16 protein-coding genes and 1 tRNA gene are annotated in these 18368 nt (G+C 71.1%); 8 read left to right on the top strand and 9 right to left on the bottom strand.

Features of this window, described 5'->3' with window-relative positions; genetic code table 11:
* Positions 1–144: 144 nt before the first annotated feature.
* On the top strand, positions 145–1905 hold the full coding sequence (locus ACFYL4_RS20205) for a TIGR03767 family metallophosphoesterase (RefSeq protein WP_387519907.1): 1761 nt from the start codon (positions 145–147) through the stop codon (positions 1903–1905).
* Between the two features lie 176 nt (positions 1906–2081).
* Here the strand turns inward: ACFYL4_RS20205 and ACFYL4_RS20200 are convergent, their stop codons facing one another.
* The 3 genes from ACFYL4_RS20200 to ACFYL4_RS20190 all read right to left on the bottom strand — a co-directional run bounded on the left by ACFYL4_RS20200 (position 2082) and on the right by ACFYL4_RS20190 (position 6616).
* Entirely contained in the window at positions 2082–3497 is a 1416-nt protein-coding gene (locus tag ACFYL4_RS20200) for an HNH endonuclease (RefSeq protein ID WP_387519906.1), read from the bottom strand.
* An 836-nt stretch (positions 3498–4333) separates the two neighbouring features.
* The gene (locus tag ACFYL4_RS20195) at positions 4334–5398 is read right to left on the bottom strand and encodes a glutathione S-transferase family protein (RefSeq protein WP_387519904.1); all 1065 of its coding nucleotides are present in this window, start codon (positions 5396–5398) and stop codon (positions 4334–4336) included.
* 117 nt (positions 5399–5515) lie between these two features.
* Positions 5516–6616 (bottom strand): NAD(P)-binding domain-containing protein, encoded by a 1101-nt coding sequence (locus ACFYL4_RS20190; RefSeq protein ID WP_357759867.1) that lies wholly within the window; start codon positions 6614–6616, stop codon positions 5516–5518.
* Positions 6617–6770: 154 nt separating this feature from the next.
* On the opposite strand from ACFYL4_RS20190, the gene ACFYL4_RS20185 reads away from it, so the two are divergent.
* On the top strand, positions 6771–7268 hold the full coding sequence (locus ACFYL4_RS20185; protein ID WP_357759869.1) for a DUF2975 domain-containing protein: 498 nt from the start codon (positions 6771–6773) through the stop codon (positions 7266–7268).
* Positions 7268–7492 (top strand): helix-turn-helix transcriptional regulator, encoded by a 225-nt coding sequence (locus ACFYL4_RS20180; protein WP_357759872.1) that lies wholly within the window; start codon positions 7268–7270, stop codon positions 7490–7492. The genes ACFYL4_RS20185 and ACFYL4_RS20180 overlap by 1 nt, the downstream gene beginning before the upstream one ends.
* 9 nt (positions 7493–7501) lie before the next feature.
* Here the strand turns inward: ACFYL4_RS20180 and ACFYL4_RS20175 are convergent, their stop codons facing one another.
* Positions 7502–7909, bottom strand: coding sequence for a Rid family hydrolase (locus ACFYL4_RS20175; protein WP_357759875.1), 408 nt, complete (start codon positions 7907–7909; stop codon positions 7502–7504).
* Positions 7910–8109: 200 nt separating this feature from the next.
* On the opposite strand from ACFYL4_RS20175, the gene ACFYL4_RS20170 reads away from it, so the two are divergent.
* On the top strand, positions 8110–10335 hold the full coding sequence (locus ACFYL4_RS20170) for an APC family permease (protein ID WP_387519901.1): 2226 nt from the start codon (positions 8110–8112) through the stop codon (positions 10333–10335).
* Positions 10336–10385: 50 nt separating this feature from the next.
* On the opposite strand, the gene ACFYL4_RS20165 is transcribed toward ACFYL4_RS20170, so the two are convergent.
* Positions 10386–10459 (bottom strand) — tRNA-Pro (locus tag ACFYL4_RS20165).
* A 151-nt stretch (positions 10460–10610) separates the two neighbouring features.
* Here ACFYL4_RS20165 and ACFYL4_RS20160 point away from each other — a divergent pair.
* Together ACFYL4_RS20160 and ACFYL4_RS20155 are read left to right on the top strand one after the other, a co-directional pair.
* Positions 10611–11564 (top strand): helix-turn-helix domain-containing protein, encoded by a 954-nt coding sequence (locus tag ACFYL4_RS20160; protein WP_387519899.1) that lies wholly within the window; start codon positions 10611–10613, stop codon positions 11562–11564.
* Positions 11561–12109, top strand: a complete 549-nt coding sequence (locus tag ACFYL4_RS20155) for a dihydrofolate reductase family protein (RefSeq protein ID WP_387519897.1) — start codon at positions 11561–11563, stop codon at positions 12107–12109. Before ACFYL4_RS20160 ends, ACFYL4_RS20155 begins: the two co-directional genes overlap by 4 nt.
* 48 nt (positions 12110–12157) lie before the next feature.
* On the opposite strand, the gene ACFYL4_RS20150 is transcribed toward ACFYL4_RS20155, so the two are convergent.
* Positions 12158–12655, bottom strand: coding sequence for a DUF523 domain-containing protein (locus tag ACFYL4_RS20150; protein WP_357759888.1), 498 nt, complete (start codon positions 12653–12655; stop codon positions 12158–12160).
* Positions 12656–12753: 98 nt separating this feature from the next.
* Here ACFYL4_RS20150 and ACFYL4_RS20145 point away from each other — a divergent pair, with 98 nt between their 5' ends.
* Complete coding sequence (locus ACFYL4_RS20145) at positions 12754–14202, top strand: MFS transporter (protein ID WP_387519895.1); 1449 nt, start codon at positions 12754–12756, stop codon at positions 14200–14202.
* 58 nt (positions 14203–14260) lie between these two features.
* Here the strand turns inward: ACFYL4_RS20145 and ACFYL4_RS20140 are convergent, their stop codons facing one another.
* Complete coding sequence (locus ACFYL4_RS20140) at positions 14261–14554, bottom strand: AbrB/MazE/SpoVT family DNA-binding domain-containing protein (protein WP_387519893.1); 294 nt, start codon at positions 14552–14554, stop codon at positions 14261–14263.
* A 125-nt stretch (positions 14555–14679) separates the two neighbouring features.
* On the opposite strand from ACFYL4_RS20140, the gene ACFYL4_RS20135 reads away from it, so the two are divergent.
* A complete protein-coding gene (locus tag ACFYL4_RS20135; protein ID WP_387519891.1) occupies positions 14680–15858 on the top strand; it encodes a DUF418 domain-containing protein in 1179 nt (392 codons plus the stop codon).
* A 74-nt stretch (positions 15859–15932) separates the two neighbouring features.
* Here ACFYL4_RS20135 and der read toward each other — a convergent pair whose 3' ends face one another.
* Together der and cmk are read right to left on the bottom strand one after the other, a co-directional pair.
* Entirely contained in the window at positions 15933–17369 is a 1437-nt protein-coding gene (der, locus tag ACFYL4_RS20130; RefSeq protein WP_357759947.1) for a ribosome biogenesis GTPase Der, read from the bottom strand.
* 221 nt (positions 17370–17590) lie between these two features.
* On the bottom strand, positions 17591–18280 hold the full coding sequence (gene cmk / locus ACFYL4_RS20125) for a (d)CMP kinase (RefSeq protein WP_357759893.1): 690 nt from the start codon (positions 18278–18280) through the stop codon (positions 17591–17593).
* Positions 18281–18368 lie beyond the last annotated feature (88 nt).

The following is an 18368-nucleotide window of genomic DNA, read 5'->3' as shown; positions in this document are numbered from 1 at the left end:
GTACCCACCCGCCCGCGAGCCGCACCGGCACGGCTGCGGCCCCAGCGCGCGAACCCCGTTGCCACCCGCCCTGACTTCGGCCTTAAATGACGGCGCCCCGCTCTCCCCACAGGCCCTCCCCGGGCCGAAAGGACGCCGCCACCCATGTCCTCCCTCAACCGGCGCGGATTCCTCACCGCCTCAGCGGGACTCGGCTTCGCCCTCGGCCTGCCCGCCCTCCCCGTCTCGGCATCCACCCACGACCGGCTCGTACGGGAGACCCTCGCACGGGTGGTCAACCCCGAGGGCACGACCTTCGCCGAGGTCGCCTCCCCCGTCGGCGACGGCTACCGACTCCTCACCGCCGGACCCGGCTGGCCCCTGCGCGTACGCGAGGACCTCGTCCCCGCACAGTCCGGTCGGGACGACCGACGCGTGCCGCTGAGTGCCTTCGTGCAGTTCACCGACCTGCACATCCTCGACGTGCAGAGCCCCGTGCGCTTCGAGTACACCCACCCGATCCTCGGCTCCAGTGCGCACCGGCCCCAGGAGGCCCTCGCCATGGTCGGGGCGTCCGCGCTGGTCTCCCGCGTGAACTCGCTCAGGAACGGGCCCGTGACCGGCCGCCCCTTCGACTTCATGATGACCACGGGCGACAACACCGACAACCACGAGCAGATCGAGCTCGAATGGCTCATGTCGATCCTCAACGGCGGCGCACTCACCCCCAACACCGGCGACCCGAACCGGTTCGAGGGCGTGCAGAACTGCGGCTCCGAGCTGTACTGGCAACCCGAGAGCGAACGCTCCGACCGGTACAAGGCGCGTGGCGGCCTCCCCCACCTGCCCGGGCTGCTGTCCGCCGCCACCGCCGAGTTCACCAGCCCCGGGCTGGACGTCCCCTGGTACTGCACTGTTGGCAACCACGACAACACCCCCGCGGGCACCCTGCCCGCCGGCACCCTCGGCGACGTCTACGTGGGCGACCGCAAACTCATGTTCGCCGACGAACGGGTCACCGCCGAGATGGCCGAGGCCATGACCGACGAGGACCAGCTCGGTGACGTCCCCGACGAGGTCGAACAGGCCGACCCCGACGCCGTGACCACCGCCGCGCTGACCTCCCGGGTGACCCCCGACGAACGACGCGCCCCCTTCGACACCGCGGGCTTCGTCGCCGCCCACCTGGCGGAGGCCAACACCGGCCCGGGCCCGGCCGGCCACGGGTTCACTGACGACAACGCGGACGGAGTGAACTGCTTCTACCGATTCCGGATCGCCGATGGCATCACCGGAATCAGCATGGACACGACCACCCTCGCCGGTCTGGCCAACGGTTCCATCGGCAAGACCCAGTACGACTGGCTGGAACGCACCCTGCACGCCTCCAGCTCGGTCTACTACGACCTGCTCGGGCGGCGCCGCACCCAGCAGGTGGGAGACGAGCTGTTCGTGCTGTTCAGCCACCACACCAGCGACACCATGACCAACCCGCTGCCGGACCGGCGCCGACCCGCCGAGATCCGCTACATCGGCGACATCCTGGTCCGCATGCTCAAGCGCTACCCCAACGTGCTGGCGTGGGTGAACGGGCACACCCACTACAACAAGGTGCGGGCACACACCTCCAGCACCCCCGAGCGCGGTTTCTGGGAGATCAACACGGCCTCGCACATCGACCACCCGCAGATGGCCCGCAGCATCGAGATCGTCGACAACGCCGACGGAACGATGTCGCTGTTCACCACCCTGCTGGAGGCCGACAGCCCCTACCAGGTCGACCACGGCGACTTCTCCGTGGACGGACTGGCCTCGCTGTACCGGGAGCTGTCCGTGAACGACCTGTACGCCGACCCGGCCAACTACGGCGAACCGCTCGACCGCAACGTCGAGCTGCTGGTCGCCGCCCGCCACCCGGGACGCTAGGACGGACGGGGCTCCCCTCACCGCGCGGGGAGCCCCCGCCACCGCCACGCCGAACAGCAGCACCAGCAACGAGTACGGCAAGCGCCACCGCGGAGGCTGCGCATGGTGGTGTCTCCCTCTCGGCGGTGGGCGTGCCGGGGTAGGAGCCTGTCTCATCGGGTTGGGTTGGCTGTGGACTATTCGCTTGGTGGGCGTGGACGGGGCACGAGCCCTGACCGTCCCGGCGGATCTGGTGGCCCCGGCGGCTCCGGTGCGCTGGGACGCACTGGTGGCGGCGCTGGCCCGGGAGGTGGGTCGGGCGCTGAGCCCGGTGGTGTCGGTGGGTGGCCCCTGGTCCTGCCCGCCCACATCGTGCGGTCCTTGCGCAGTCCCCACCGGTGCTTGAGCCGGTTGTGGGTCGAGCACAGGGGCTGGATGTTCTCGGCGCTGGTGCGGCCGCCCTGCCACCACTCGATGATGTGGTCGGCCTGGGTCCACTTCAACGGCACGTCGCACCCGTGCCGCCAGGCGCAAGTGGTGTGCCCGGCGAACGCCGCCGTCTTGATGGCCGGGGTCGCGGTCCGGTACTCGTGCCCCACGTCCAGCACAGCGCCGGTGCGGTGCTGCACCATCAGGTGCCGCACCAGGCTCTCCCCCAGCAGCTCACGTACCGCGCTGGTGGGAACGACCCGACCGTTCTCCGTGGTGGCGGGGTCGTCGCCCGGGGCACCGGCCAGGGTGGTCGCGGGGATCAGGACGCTGATCATCGCCACCGGAGAGGGCGCCCTCTCGCACCCGTGGTGCGTCTGGGCGAAGGAAGCCGCGTTGAGGAAAGCGTCGAAGGTCCGCTGCTCCCGAGACAGACCGCCCTCAGGGTCGTGGGGGTTGGCGAACCCCTCCAGCACCGCTTCCACACGCAACGCGTCCGCGGCCGAACCCCAGGCCTGGAAGAGGAAGCTCCCTGCGTCCGTGCGTGACAGGCGCGCTCCACGCTGAGCGTGTGCGGTTGCGTGGTCGCGTTCGGCCCGGTGAGGGTCGAGCCGGGCCGACAGTTGGAGGGCGGCCCGGCCCAGACCGACTACGGAAGTGGTGGGGTGTTCGGCTTTGAAGGCGAGCAGTCCGTGTTCCATGTTCTTTCGGAACAGGTCGGGGTCAGGGTGGTCGGTGGTGTTGAGCTTGAGCCGGTCCACCGCCCGCTCCACACTCCTGACCACCGCGGCCGCTTCCCCGAACGAGAGCGCCCCGGATCGCAGGGCGCGGGTGGTGTCGGCGAAGGCGTGCCGGGCGGTGGCGCGTCCCACCCCGGCCATCTCGTTGGCCTGGGTAGCGCTGACGCCGAAGGAATGGCGCATCCACGTGGCCAGGTCCCGCTGACCGCCCTGGTCGAGCAGTTGTCCGCTGGCCTCGACGCGGGCCACGGCGGCCACCAGGTGGAGTTTGATCAGGTCGAGTTCTTCCCACACGCGGGTGGCTTGGTCCAGGACCTCACCCTCGGACCCGGGCGCCCATTCCCGGTCGAAGAAGAGCGCGGCCTGTTCCCGGGCAGCGCGCACCACTTCCTCGGCCGGGCGGTGTCCGGTCGAGGAAGTGGGCACTTCAGGGAAAAGGTCCATGTCTCCACAATAGCCAATCACCCCAGCGCATTCCATAGCCGGTCGGCCATAAAACCCTGGCCATTCGACAAAACAAATACCCTATCGACTCTGTGGATAACTCGAAAAGCGTCGCAATGTCATGCTAGGGGGCACTCTCTCGGGGGTGTCTGTTCGGATTTCGGGCAGCACGACATGGGCGGGATGTGAGGCCCCCCAATATCGACCTTAGAACGACGTCCGCCCAGGTCGCCAGCGAGCCTTGCCTGCCTGTGAATAACCCGGGCCACCCGCCCGAAGGCGATCTCTGTTGTTGCTTCGCTGGGTGCCTGACCGGCCGCGACGCACACCGGCCCGACGTACACCGACCGCGACACCCGGCCCAACGTGCAACGGCCAGGGGAAACGCCGGGGCGCATGGCCGACCGGGAGGCAATGAACGGTGAGCGCAGGTGCGGGAATACGTCGAGGTGGCTGTTGGCCCCTTGGGGCCATTGCCCCCTCCCGTCCCCCCTCTTTTCCCGATGACCGCTCACCGGCCGATGGAGCGATGCGGGTCACGGTGGAGCGCCCTTCCTAAACGTCCGCGACACGACGACCTGGACGCGCGCAGCGCAAGCGGCCACACTCACGCGGCGGGGAGAGAAGGGGTATCGCCCCGCCTTTCTCGTTCGGCGGCGAAGTGCCCGAACTCACGCACCAATGCGATCCCGGAATTCAGTCTTCACCCGTGCTTCTCCCCGAGATACTTCTTCGCGTCCCCTGTCCGGACGTCACCTGCCTGCCCGGAGACAGCCGGGCCCCAGCCCGGACTACGTCCCGGTGAGGACCCGACTCCATCCCGACCCAGATCCGGCTCAGACCACGGGGGCGTCCCAGGTGCCGCCTGCGGGGCGGTCCTGGACCTCCAGTGGCGGGACGCGTTCGACGGCGGGAACCGGGCCGGGAGGCGTGCCCTCACCGAAGGGGTGTCCGTCGAGCTCCTCGCGACCGTGCGGGGTGAGCCAGGCGTGGGGGTCGGGTCCGACAGCCACCACTCCGGTCGGGTTGATGGCCGTGTGCACCCGGTAGTAGTGGACTCTGATGTGCTCGAACTCGGTGGTGTCTCCGAACCCGGGCGTCTGGAAGAGGTCGCGCGCGTACGCCCACAGTGCCGGATACGCGACCAGTGTGCGCCGGTTGCACTTGAAGTGGCCGTGGTAGACCGCGTCGAACCGGACCAGGGTGGCCCACAGTCGGAGGTCGGCCAGGGTGATGTGGTCGCCCACCAGGTAGCGGCGGTGGGTCAGGCGGTCCTCCAGGGCGTCCAGCCGGTCGAAGACGGCGGACACCGCCCGGTCGTAGCGGCGCTGGTCGGGCGCGAACCCGGAACGGTACACGCCGTTGTTGAGGTCGCGGTAGACCTCGGCGCTGACGGTGTCGATCTCCTCCCGCAGGTCACGCGGGTACAGGTCGGGCGCGCCCTGGCGGGTGAGTCCGCCCCATGCGGTGGCGAGGTCCACGCTGATCTGGTCGAAGTCGTTGGAGACCAGGTGGCCGCTGGTGACGTCGACCAGACCGGGCACGCTCACCCCGCCGTCGTAGGCGGGGTCGCGGGCCAGGTAGGCCTCTCGTAGGGCGTGGATGCCCAGAATCGGGTCACGGCCGCCGGGGCTGCCGGTGCGCTCGGTGAACACCCAGTGCGGGTCGCCCTCGATGATCTCCTGAACGGGGTCGGTGACGGCCAACGAGACGACGTCCTCCAGGCCCATGAGCCTGCGCGTCATCACCACCCGGTGCGCCCACGGGCAGGCCCGGTTGATGACCAGCCGGTAGCGTCCGGGTTCGGCGGTGCGCCCGTGCCGGCCGTCCGCGGTGACCCGGTCGGCGAAGGCCGCCGGGGCGCGCTTGATCTCCTCGGTGGGAAGCTTGTTGGCCCGCATACCGGCTACCTCCGACGGTGTGGATCGAGTGGGTACGTCACCGACCCTAGCCGTCGGGGAGGCGGCGGAGCCGGTGGTCCACAGGGAGAATCACCCGTTTTCGCGCGGTGAGGGCGGTCAGTGCCGCCGCGTCGGCCGTGCGGCTCCGAGTTCGGCCATGACCTGGCGGGCGATGGCGCGTCCGGCCCGGTTGGCGCCGATGGTGCTCGCCTGCGGACCGTACCCGGCCAGGAACAGGCGCGGTTCACTGACGGAGCGGCCGTTCTCGACCCGCGGGCCGCCGCCGGGTTCGCGCAGCCGCAGCGGGGAGAGGTGGGTGAGCTCGGGCCGGAACCCGGTGGCCCACACGATCGCGTCCACGGGGGTGAAGGAGCCGTCGGCCCAGCGGACCCCGTCGGGTTCGATCGCGGTGAACATCGGCCGGGCCACGAGGAGGCCCCGGTCGCGCGCGGCGAGGTTGTCCGGTGTGGCGGGCAGCCCGGTGCCGCTGATGATGCTGGGCAGCGGGCGCCCCGCGCGGGCCGCCTGGTCGGCCTGCCGTACGGCGCGTACGCCGCCCTGGGGGTCGTTGACGAACTCGACGGGCCGCCGGGTGGCCCACACCGTGCTCGCGGCGACGCCCTCCAGTTCGCGGAGGAAGCCGACGGCGGAGGTTCCGCCGCCCACGACGAGCACGCGCATCCCGGCGAAGTCCTGCGCGGCACGGTATTCGGGTGTGGACACCTGCGCGCCCCGGAAGTCGGCGGCCCCGGTGAAATGGGGCCGGAAGGGCCGCGCCCAGGTACCGCTGGCGTTGACCACCACGCGTGCGGCGACGTCTCCCTTGTCGGTGGAGACGAGGAGTCGGTGGCCTCGTGCGCGCACCGAGCCGACCCGGACGGGCCGCACCACGTGCAGCCCGAACCAGCGCTCGTAGCGTTCGTAGTAGTCGCGCACCACGTCCCGTGCGGGTCGGGAGGCGTCGGCGGTGGCGAAGCTCAGGCCCATCTCGCGCATGCCGGGCAGGTCGTCGACCTTGTGGGCGTCGTCGAGTCGGAGCGACTCCCAGCGGAACTGCCACGCTCCGCCGGTGTCGGGCCCCCGGTCCATGACCACGAACTCCGTGCCGGGTTCGAGTCCGAGGCGCCGCAGGTGCCAGGCGACCGAGAGCCCGGCCTGTCCGGCACCGATGACCACCGCGTCCGCCGTCTCGGGCAGTACGTCCCGAACACGCTCCACGACCGCTCCTCCCGTTGTCCGCCACCAGTGGGGAACAACGGGGCGCCGCGGTTCATGCCTGCCACGGTTCCCTTGGCCGGTGTCGGTCGTCGTACCGGGCGCACACGACGCATCTCCTATTGACTTTCGATAGACTTCTATCGATAATCGACAGATGCACCGTTACATCACCCTTCTGCTGCGCACCCTCGTCGTCGGGGCGATCACCCTCGGCCTCTTCGGACAGATCGTGGTCATTCCGGGCGCGATCGCCGAGGAGGCCGCGTCCTTCCCGCCGTACGCACCGATCGTGGTCCCCTACACGGTCCTGGGCATCCTCGGCGTCGCCTGTGTCCAGGTCGCCCTGGCCGCCACCTGGAAGCTCCTCGGCATGGTGGAACACGACACGCTCTTCGACGCTCGGGCCCTGCCCTGGGTCGACCTCGTCATCGGCGCGAGCCTCGTGGGGACGCTGCTCGCCGCCGGGGTCGCCGTCCACCTGGCCGTGACCGACATGCCCTTCGCCAACGGCGCCATGGAGGCGGTGTCCGCCCTCGGCGCCGCCGCCCTGACCAGTGTCGCGGGAGCGGCCTTCGCCGCGCTGGTCGTCCTCATGCGCGGACTGCTGGGCAGGGCCACACGCCTGCGGACCGAGCTGGCCGGGGTCGTCTGATGGCGATCGTCGTCGACCTCGACGTCCAGCTCGCCCGGCGCGGGATGTCGGTCGGGGAGTTCGCCGAGGCCGTCGGGATCACCCCCGCCAACGTCGCCGTGCTGAAGAACGGCCGCGCCAAGGCGGTACGGTTCACCACCCTGGACGCGATCTGCCGGGTCCTGGACTGCCAGCCCGGCGACGTCCTGCGCCGGGTTCCGGACGAGGCCCGCGAACCGGCCTGAGGGCCGCCGTCACTCCCGGACGGCGGCCACGGCCTCGATCTCCACGAGCTGGTGGTCGTAGCCGAGGACGGTCACGCCCAGCAGGGTGCTCGGGACGTCGTGCTCACCGAAGGCGTCCCTGACCACCTCCCAGGCGGCGACCAGGTCGTCCTGGGAGGAGGAGGCCACCAGCACCCGGGTGCTGACCACGTCGGTGAGCGCGGCCCCCGCCTCGGCCAGGGCGGTCCGCAGGTTGTCGACGCACACGGCCGCCTGGCCCGCGTAGTCTCCGACCGCCGCGGTGGTCCCGTCCGGGGCGAGCGGGCACGAACCGGCGGGGAAGACCAGGCGTACGCCCGGCGGGACGGTGGCCGCGTACGCGTACTCCGCGGCGTCGGAGAGGGCGGCGGAACGGACAAGGGTCACGGCACTGTTCATGGAGGTCTCCGGTGGGAAGCATGGGACACCGGGAACGATAGCCACACCTCCGCGCCGACCCCACCGGTTTTCCGCCTGTCGCACCCGCCTTCCACACCGTCGACCGGATTCCGTAGCCCCGACGTCCACACAGGTGGGGACGGGTGCGACACACGGCGAAAATGCCGATCCGGGAATCACCGGTGGACGACACTGGGCCCATGACCCAGGAGAGCGCCGCGCGTCCCCCCGATCCGAGCGACCCGCTTCCCGACCTCACACCCGACCAGCTGGAAACGCTCCACCAGGTCGGCGACCAGTGGTCCCGCGTCACCCGCCCACCCCGTGAGTGGCGCGACGCCCTCCCGGTCGACCCCAACGTCGGCAGCTACCCCGCGCGGCACCAGATCCACCCGCCGCGCTACGAGCGCTTCGTCACCGTGAGCGAACTCGGCGACGAGAAGCGGGCGTCCGAGGTGTCGAGGGTCAGGGCCCTGAGTTCCTCCTCCACGAGCCCGCTCGGCTCCCGGGTCCGGCGGGTACTCCTCGGCCCGGCCCTGAAGAGCACGGCCCTGGTCCGCGAACGCATGCGCAAGCTGGTCGCCCTGCCTGTGCTCTCCTCCGACGCGTTGTCGTCGGTGGCGTACGGGCCCGAGGCGATGATCACCATCCTCGTCATCGCCGGTGTGGCGGGGCTGGCCCTGTCGCTGCCCATCGCCCTCGCCGTCATGCTGTTGATGCTGGCCGTGGGACTGTCGTACCGCCAGACCATCCGAGCCTACCCCAACGGGGGCGGCTCCTACATCGTGACCAGCGACAACCTCGGCCGGGTGCCGGGGCTGGTGGCCGCGGGCGGTCTGATGGTCGACTACGTGCTCACCGTGGCCGTGTCGATCGCGGCGGGGGTGGCCGCGATCACCTCGGCCGTCCCCTCGCTGAGCGGGTCGGCCGTCCCCCTCGGTCTGGGCGCCATCGCCCTTCTGCTGGCCGGAAACCTCCGGGGCATTCGCCAGGCGGGCCTCATCTTCGCCGCGCCCACCTACCTGTTCGTCGTCTGTGTGGGCTCGATGATCGTCGTCGGCCTCGTCGAGTCCGCGCGCCAGGGGTTTCCGGCCCCCACTCCTCCGCAGGTCAACGCCACCACGGGGGTCACCCTGTTCCTGATCATGCGCGCCTTCTCCTCGGGGGCGACCGCGATGACGGACATCGAGGCGATCAGCAACGCCGTGCCCGCCTTCAAGCCCGTCGAATGGCGCAACGCCCGCACGTCCCTCACCTGGATGGTCTCCATGCTGCTGGCGCTCTTCGGTGGGATCATGGCCCTCGTGCTGCTCACCGGTACTCTGCCGAAACCGCACGAGACGGTCCTCTCCCAGCTGGGTCAGCACACCTTCGGCCCGGGCGTCATGTACACGCTCCTCCAGGCGAGCACGGCGGGCATCCTCCTGCTGGCGGCGAACACCGCCTACAACGACTTCCCCCGGGTGCTCTCGCTCCTGGCGCGCGACCACCATGCGCCGCGCCCGTTCATGCGCATGGGCGACCGCCTCGCGTACAGCAACGGCATCCTCCTGCTGACCGTCTCCGCGGCGTTGATCTTCGTCGCCTTCGGTGGCCAGACCAACGCCCTGATCCCCCTCTACGCCGTCGGGGTCTTCCTGGCCTTCACCCTCTCCCAGAGCGGGATGGTGGTGCACTGGTGGCGCGCACGCACCCGGCACTGGCGCAAGAGCCTCGCCTTCAACGCGGCGGGGGCGGCCATGTGCGCCGTGGTGTTCGTGACGGCCGCGATCGCCAAGTTCACCGCCGGTGCCTGGGTGGCGCTGCTGGCCGTGGTGGTGTTCGTCGTCCTGGCACTGCGCATCCGCGTCCACTACGACAGGGTCGGGCGGGCACTGCGCCTGCATCCGCACACCGCCTCCCTGCCCGGGAACACCCCGCCCGCACCGCTCTGTCCTCCGGACCGGGTTCCGCCCGGCCCGGAACGGTCGGAGCGGGGGACGGACAGGGACGGCACGGAGGCGGAGGCAGAGGAGACGCCGGAGGAGATCCACCACCTCTCGGTGGTCGCCGTGGAGACCCTGGACCTGGCCAACATCCGCGCCCTGGCCTACGCGGCCTCGCTCCAGCAACCGGTGCTGGCGGTCCACCTCAGCCCCACGGACGAGGAGGCCGAGCGGATGACCCGGTACTGGCGGCACTGGGGGAACCACCTCCCCCTGGAGGTGGTCGTGTGTCCCTACCGGACGATCATCGCCCCGCTGGTGGACTACGTCGGCGCGCTGCACGAACAGCGCCCGGACCTGACGATCACGGTGATCCTCCCGGAGCTGGTGCCCGCGCACCGACGGCACCGGCTGCTGCACGACAGGATGGCCTTCCGGCTCCGGCATGCGCTGCGGGAGCGGCCCAAGATCGTGGTCACCAGCGTGCCGTTCCACGTCTAGTCGGCAGGCACGCAAGAAGGGCGTTCACCTGGGTGAACGCCCTTCGTCTGTCGGGACGGCGGGATTTGAACCCACGACCCCTTGACCCCCAGTCAAGTGCGCTGCCAAACTGCGCTACGTCCCGGCCGCTGGGCGGCGGCGTCTCCGCCCCGCCAACGGGAACGACTCTATCGCATCCTCCGGGCGGTTCGCACCACGATGCGCCCTCCCCGTCGCGCCGACACTGCGCAAGAACGGTCAAGCGGCGGCGGGGACCCCCGGAACATACTGGTGGCATGACCGAACCCACCACAGCTCCCCCCACCGGGCGGGACCGCCTGCGGGAACTGCTCGACGCGGTCCTGGACGAGGACAACTCGCGGCTGAGCGCCATGGCGGGGCGGGCCCACGCCTCCCCCTTCCACTTCAGCCGCCAGCTGAGCGCGGGCACCGGTGAGTCGCCGGTGGCCCTGCGCCGCCGGGTCCTGTTGGAGCGGGCCGCCTGGCGGATCGGGCAGGGACGCAGCGTCACCGACGCCGCGTTTGAGGCGGGGTACGCGTCCGTGGAGGGGTTCACCCGGGCCTTCGCCCGAGCCTTCGGGCATCCGCCGAGCGCCACCACGTCGGGCAGCGGGCGCTGGCTGCCCGCCCCCAACGGCGTCCACTTCCACCCGCCGATCCACCTGTGGGTGGAGGAGGACCCGAGGGGACGACCCAGCATGGACATGACCGTACTCCAGGCCCACCACGACGTGGACGACACCGCACTGCTCATCCGGATCGCCGCCGAGCTGCCGGAGGAGGAGTACCGCAGAGTCCGGGAGCCGGAGCTGACCGTCCTGTCCTGGGACGGCCCGGAGGGGTCGATCGCCGCCACCCTGGACCGCCTAGTGGCGGGCAAGGAGACGTGGCTCGCCTCCATCGAGGGAGCGGACACACCCGCCCGGGGAGCCGACGACCCGGAGTCGTTGCGGGTCAGGCACGAGGAGGCGGGGGCGCGGTGGATCGCCACCGTCACCGACATCGGTCGGCGGGACGCGTGGGGCGACCGGCTGATCGACGCCCTGTGCGACCCTCCGGAGAGCTTCCTGCTCGGCGGGGTGGTGGCGCACGTGCTCACCTACTCCGCGCACCGCAGGCTGAACGCGCGGCGCATGCTGCGCGCGGCGGGGGTGGAGGTCGACCAGGGCGACCCACTGGAGTGGTTGCCGAAACGCTACACACCGAGGAAACAGGGGGACGCGACATGAGCAGGACCGTCTACGAGACCGCCACCAGTCTGGACGGGTTCATCGCCGACCAGGACAACTCCCTGGACTGGCTGTTCGCCGTCGAGGGCGCGCAGGAGGGTGAGGCGATCGACTCGACCGCCGAGTTCATCGCGAACGCCGGGGCCATCGTCCTGGGGGCGACCACCTACGAGTGGATTCTGGAACACGAGGGGCGCGGGCCCTGGCCGTACGAGGCGCCCACCTGGGTACTCACCCACCGGGAGCTACCCCGGATCGAGGGCGACCTCCGCTTCGCCAGTGCCGACACCGACGAGGAGCTGCGCGACCTGCACGCGGAGATGGTGCGGGCCGCCGACGGCCGCGACATCTGGGTGGTCGGTGGCGGGCGGATCGCCGCACGTCTGGCTCGGCTGGGGCTGCTGGACGAGGTGTCGGTGTCCGTCGCGCCGGTCAGTCTGGGCGGCGGGGCTCCGCTGCTGGACGGTCGAGTCCAGCTCAGGCCGCTGGAGGTGAGGCTCGCGGGCGCCTTCGCCTGCCTGCGTTACGAGGTGGTCAAGGGCTGACCCGCCTGGGCCGGGGGGCGGCGCGACGTCGGCGGCGCCCGTCGCCCCTCAACCGGTGTCCAGGGCACGCAGGGCCTCGGCGGCCTCGGCCACCTCGTGTTCGTTGAACACCGCTATGCCGTTCTCGCGGAGCAGGTGCGCGGTCACTCCCCCGCCGGGCACCCGGCGCCCCGTGAAGGTCCCGTCGTAGACCTCGCGCAGTCCGCACGAGGGGCTGGACTCCTTGAGCAGGGCCACCGCCACGCCCTGGGCCCGCGCGGTGGCCAGTGCCGCCCGCGCTCCGGAGACGAAGTGCTCGGTGACGTCCGTTCCCTCGGGGGTACGGATCGTGGCCCGACCGGCGAGAACCGCGGCCGCGTCGGCGCCGGGCTCGATCTCGGCGGGCGGCCGGGGCACGGGCAGTCCCCCGGCGACCTCGGGGCAGTGCACCACCAACCGCCCCTCCGCGCGCCAGCGCTCGATCGTGGCGTCATCCACCGGTTTGGCCCGTCCGTCGAAACGGACCCGGCGTCCCATGAGACAGGCACTGACCAGCACTTTGCGCATGCTGCCACGCTACCGTCGGGCGACACGTACGCCTCCCACGCTTTGGCTACCCCAAGTGGTTATCTGGGTACTTCTGGTGATTTCACCGAGGGGGAGACGTGAGCGAACAGCAGGGTCAGCCAACCCTGACCACCCAGCACCGGACCACGCGCAAGGCCGTGGTCGCGGCGGCGATCGGTAACGCGACCGAGTGGTACGACTTCGGTGTCTACAGCTACCTCGCCGTGACGATCGGGCTGGTCTTCTATCCGTCGCAGTCCTCGGGTGTGCAGCTCATCGCCACTTTCACGACCTTCGCCGCGGCCTTTCTCGTGCGCCCCCTCGGCGGCATGTTCTTCGGCCCCCTCGGCGACCGGATCGGCCGCAAGCGCGTGCTGGCCGCGACCATGCTGCTGATGGCGGTCAGTACCTTCGCCATCGGCCTCATCCCGTCCGCGGCGTCGATCGGTATCGCCGCGCCGATCCTGCTGCTGGTCGCCCGCATGCTCCAGGGCTTCTCGACCGGCGGTGAGTACGGCGGCGCCACCACCTTCATCGCCGAGTACGCACCGGACCGGCGCCGGGGGTTCCTCGCCTCGTGGCTGGAGTTCGGAACGGTGAGCGGCTACGTGGGCGGCGCGGGCATCGTCACCGTGATGACCCTGCTCCTGGGTACCGACACCATGCACGACTGGGGCTGGCGCATCCCGTTCCTGCTGGCCCTGCCGCTGGGTGCCATCGGTCTCTACCTGCGGGTGAAGCTGGAGGAGACCCCGGTCTTCAACGAGAACACCGACGGCTTCGCCAAGGACGAGGAGGGCGAGCGCCGCAAGGGCCAGTTCAGGGAGACCATCGTGGGCCAGTGGCGGGCCATCGTCCTGTGCATCGGTCTGGTCATGGTGTTCAACGTCAACAACTACATGGTCACCGCCTACATGCCCACCTACCTTGAGGCGGTGTTGGGCTACAGTTCGACCCTGGCCCTGGTGGTGACGCTGGGTGCCATGGTGTTCATGCTGCTCACGGTGACGCTGTTCGGGTTCGCGAGCGACCACGTGGGCCGCCGACCGGTCCTGATGTCGGGCTGCGTGCTCGGGATCGTGCTGTCCCTGCCCGCGTTCTGGCTGCTGCAACAGGGCAGTCTGTGGGCGGCCTCGCTGGGCGTGCTGGCGCTGGCCGTCACTCTGGTGCACTTCTCCGGGGCGGGCCCCGCGGCGCTCCCCGCCTTCTTCCCGACCAAGGTCCGCTACGGAGCCCTGGCCATCAGCTTCAACGTCTCGGTGGCGCTGTTCGGCGGCACCACACCGCTGGTCTCGGAGTCCCTGGTACAGGCCACCGGGAACCTGTACTCGCCGGCGTGGCTGGTGATGGCGGCCAGTGCCGTCGGACTGGTCGTGGTGTGGCGGATGAGGGAGAGCGCGGGCCAGCCGCTGCCGGGCGCTCCGGCCATCCCGGTCCCGGAGCGGAGGCCGGGCGCCTCCGGCGGCCCGCCCTCACCGCGCGAGAGCGGCGAGTCCCTCCCGGGCGAGTGGAACGGCAACGTCCGGCGTCTGCCGACGGAGAACTGAACCGGAGGGTCGGGCACGGGTGAGGGGGCGTTCCCTGGGGGCGCCCCCTCACCCGCGTCTAGGAGTCCCGGCCGGTGTCGGCCCCCGGCGCGCCGTCCTCGTCCGTGTGCTCCTGGATCGCGGACATGAGCAGCGAGGACGCCTCCAGGTTGCCCATGAGCCGGTCGACCGTCATGAGCGCCAGCCCCTGTTGGGGATCGCCCAGGACGAGGAGCTTGTCCCCCGGGGAGATTCCGAGGTCGCGGCGGGCCTTGGCGGGGAGTGAGATCTGTCCGCGCTCGCTGACCGTCACCGCACCGTAGAAACCGCGGCCGCCCGGGCCGTAGGAGACTCCGTCCGCCTTGTCGGCCACCTGGCCACCACCTTCCGCGCGTGTTCCGTACAGCGTACCAACGGCGCGCGTCGGGACACCCGTTGACACGTTCTACATGATTTACATGTAATAGCATGTAGAACATGCTCGCACGAGGAGGAATCGTGACCCCCACACCACCACGCGCGCTCGCCCCCGACTTGGCCAGGGGCGCCATGCTGCTGGCCATCGCCTTCGCACACGCCCCGCTGTTCGTTCTCGCGGTGGACCACGGACCGGCCCTGGCCAACGGCCTCTCGCTCGCCTTCCACGACCTGTTCGTCAACAACACCGCCCGCCCGATGTTCGCGTCCCTGTTCGGATACGCCCTCGTGCAGACGCTGGACCGGCGGACCGCACGCGGCGCGGACCCCGCCGGGGTCCGCGCCCTGCTCCGGAGACGCGGCCTGTGGCTGCTGGCCTTCGGCCTGGCCCATCTCCTGCTGGTGCCCGTCGACATCCTGGCCGCGTACGGCGTCGCGTCATTGCTGATCGTGGGCCTTCTCAGGGTGAGCGACCGCACCCTGCTGCGACTCCTCGCCCTCACACTGGTCCCCGGGACCCTGCTCTCGGCGGTGCCGATGCTCCTCGCCCTGGAGCAGGGGGTGACCACCTTCGACGTCGGAACCCTGGCCGTACCCGCCGGGGCCGACCCGCTCCCCCAGTACCTCCAACGGCTCCCCGCCGCCCCGATCGGGGTCCTCGTCGGCGCGGTCCTGGTGGTACCCGGCGTGATCGCCGGTGTGTGGGCGGCCCGGCGCGGGCTGCTGGCAGACCCCGAGCGCCACCGCACCCTCCTCGCCAGGGCCGTCACCGTGACCCTCACGCTGTCCTCGCTGGGCGCCCTTCCGTCCGCCCTGGCGCAGACCGGGCTGTGGTCCCCCGGCTCGACAGCCGCGGAGTGGGGCGCCGCACTGCTCCAGCCGCTCACCGGATACCTCGGCGGCTTCGGCCTGGCCGGACTGGTCGCGCTGGTCTCCCTCCGCGCCGCCCGCACCCGGGGTCCGGTCACCACGGCCGTCACCGCGCTGGGACAGCGCTCGATGACGTTCTACCTGTTCCAGAGCGTCGTGTTCGTGGTGGTGTTCTCCCCGGCGGCCCTGGGGCTCCAGGACCACGCGGGCCTGACAGCCGCCCTCGGCGTGGCCGCCCTGACCTGGATGGTCTCCCTGGTCGCCGCCGACCTCATGCGTCGGCGCGGATACCGGGGGCCAGCCGAACGACTGCTGCGCCGACTGGTCGGACCGCCGAGTCCGGGGTCCGCGCCCCGGAGCGGCGCCCCGGCCGCCGAGCACGCCCGGTAGGCGGGCACGACGCAGGGGGCGCCCCGGCTGGGACACCCCCCGCGAACCCCGGACCCGTTCGGGTCGGTCGGCCGTCAGCGGCGGGCACCGCCGCGCTGCTTGCGGTCCGGACGCACACTGCCCTTGGACGCGCGCCCCGGAGTCCCGTTCTTCTTCTCCCGGATGCGCATGCTGATGTGCACCGGAGTGCCCTCGAAACCGAAGTCCTCGCGGAGACGACGCTCGATGAACCGGCGGTAGTTGTCCTCGAGGAAACCGGTCGTGAACAGGACGAAGTGCGGCGGACGCGCACCGGCCTGGGTCGCGAACAGGATCTTGGGCTGCTTGCCGCCGCGCACCGGCGGCGGGGTGGCCGCCACCAGCTCCTTGAGCCAGTTGTTGAGCTGACCGGTGGAGATGCGCTGGTTCCACCCGGCGAGGCTGGTCTCGATCGCGGGGACGAGCCGCTCCATGTGGCGGCCGGTCATCGCGGAGATGTTCACCCGGGGCGCCCAGGAGACCCGCGCCAGCTGGCGGTCGATCTCCTTCTCCAGGTAGGTGCGGCGCTCCTCGTCGAGGATGTCCCACTTGTTGAACGCCAGGACCAGACCGCGGCCGGCCTCCACGACCTGCTCCACGACCCGGATGTCCTGCTCGGCCAGCGGCTCGCTGACGTCCATCAGCACCACGGCCACCTCGGCCCGCTCCAGGGCGGTGCCGGTGCGCATCGTGGCGTAGTAGTCGGCGCCCTGGAGGGCGCGGAACCGGCGGCGGATACCCGCGGTGTCGATGAACTTCCAGGTCTGGCCGCCCAGCTCGATCAGCTCGTCGACGGCGTCGCGGGTGGTACCGGCGACCGAGTCCACGACCACGCGGTCCTCACCGGCGAGCCGGTTGAGCAGGCTGGACTTGCCCACGTTCGGGCGGCCCAGCAGGGCGATGCGGGGCGGGCCGTCCTCCTCGTCCTCCGCCTCGCCCGCCGGGGTCTCGGGGAAGGCCTCCACCACGGCGTCCAGCATGTCGCCCGTGCCGCGACCGTGCAGGGCGCTGATCGGGAACGGCTGTCCCACCCCCAGGTTCCACAGGTCGAGGGCGTCGGCCTCCTGCTGCCCGCCGTCCACCTTGTTGGCGGCCAGCACCACGGGCTTCTTGGTGGCGCGCAGCACCCGGGTGACGGCGGCGTCCGCGTCGGTGATGCCCACGGTCGCGTCGACCACGAACAGGATGACGTCGGCGGTCTGCGCGGCGTACTCGGCCTGGCGGGCGACCATCGCGGCCAGCCCGCTGACGCTGGTCTCCCAGCCGCCGGTGTCCACCAGCGTGAAACGGTTGTTCTGCCACTCGGCGTCGTAGGCCACCCGGTCACGGGTCACGCCCGGGACGTCCTCCACCACGGCCTCGCGACGGCCGATGATGCGGTTCACCAGACTGGACTTGCCGACGTTGGGCCGACCGACCACGGCGACGACGGGCAGTGCCGTCTCCTCGCCCTCGGAGGCGGTGCCCACGTCGGACACGTCGAACTCACTCATGTACTCGTACTCCCGGTTCCAGGTCCCCACGCGCCCAGGATGCGTGCCGCGAGGATGTCGAAGGATTCAGCGCGATCGCCACGTGAATCGCCCACGGGCGCCACCGCGGGCGCCCGTGTCCTGCCACGGGGGGCAACCCCCGTGGATGTTCGTGTGTTCCCCCTGGCGGGGGTGGTGTGGCCGGTCTCTCCCCGACCCGCCGCCGTCTCCGGCGGGTCGTGCTAGCCCTCTCGGGCCTCGTCGGCCAGCTTGACGACCAGGGCGACGACCTCGTCGAGGGTCAGGCCCGTGGTGTCGAGCTCGGTGGCGTCCGCGGTCTGGGTCAGCGGCGAGTGGGCACGGCTGGAGTCCAGCCGGTCCCGGCGGGCCAGGTCGGCCTGGGTCGCCGCGACGTCGGAGCCGCGCACCTCCTTGCTGCGCCGCTGCGCCCGCGCCTGGGCGCTGGCGGTGAGGAACAGCTTGACGGGGGCGTCGGGGGCGACGACGGTCGTGATGTCACGCCCCTCCACCACGATACCGGCGCTCTCCAGACGAGCGGCCTCGATGACCTCTCGCTGGGTGCGCACCAGCAGTTCGCGCGCCTCGGGCACGGCCGAGACCGCACTCACGTTGGTGGTGACCTGCTCTCCCCGGATCTCGACGGCCACGTCGCGGCCGTCGACCGCCACGGAGGGGGCGGAGGGGTCGGTGCCCATGGTGATGACCGGACGGCCGACGTTGGCGGCCACGGAGGCCGCGTCGTGGACGTCCACGCCCTGGTCCAGCATCCACCAGGTCAGGGCCCGGTACATGGCCCCGGTGTCGAGGTAGCGCAGCTCCCGCGCCCTGGCGACACCCCTGGCCGTGCTCGACTTGCCCGACCCGGAGGGACCGTCGATGGCGATGACGATGCCCTTGCCCTGCGCGCTCACTGCTGCTGACTCCCGAGTTCACTGTGCCTGCGTCGGCGCCTGCTGCCGCCGACGCCCCAGCCTACCCTCGCGCCGGGGTCCGCAGGAC

It is taken from the genome of Nocardiopsis sp. NPDC006938 (genome assembly GCF_042869555.1).
GTDB lineage: Bacteria > Actinomycetota > Actinomycetes > Streptosporangiales > Streptosporangiaceae > Nocardiopsis.
The sequence above is the reverse complement of the archived record's forward strand: the minus strand, read 5'-3'. Positions and strand labels throughout refer to the sequence as shown.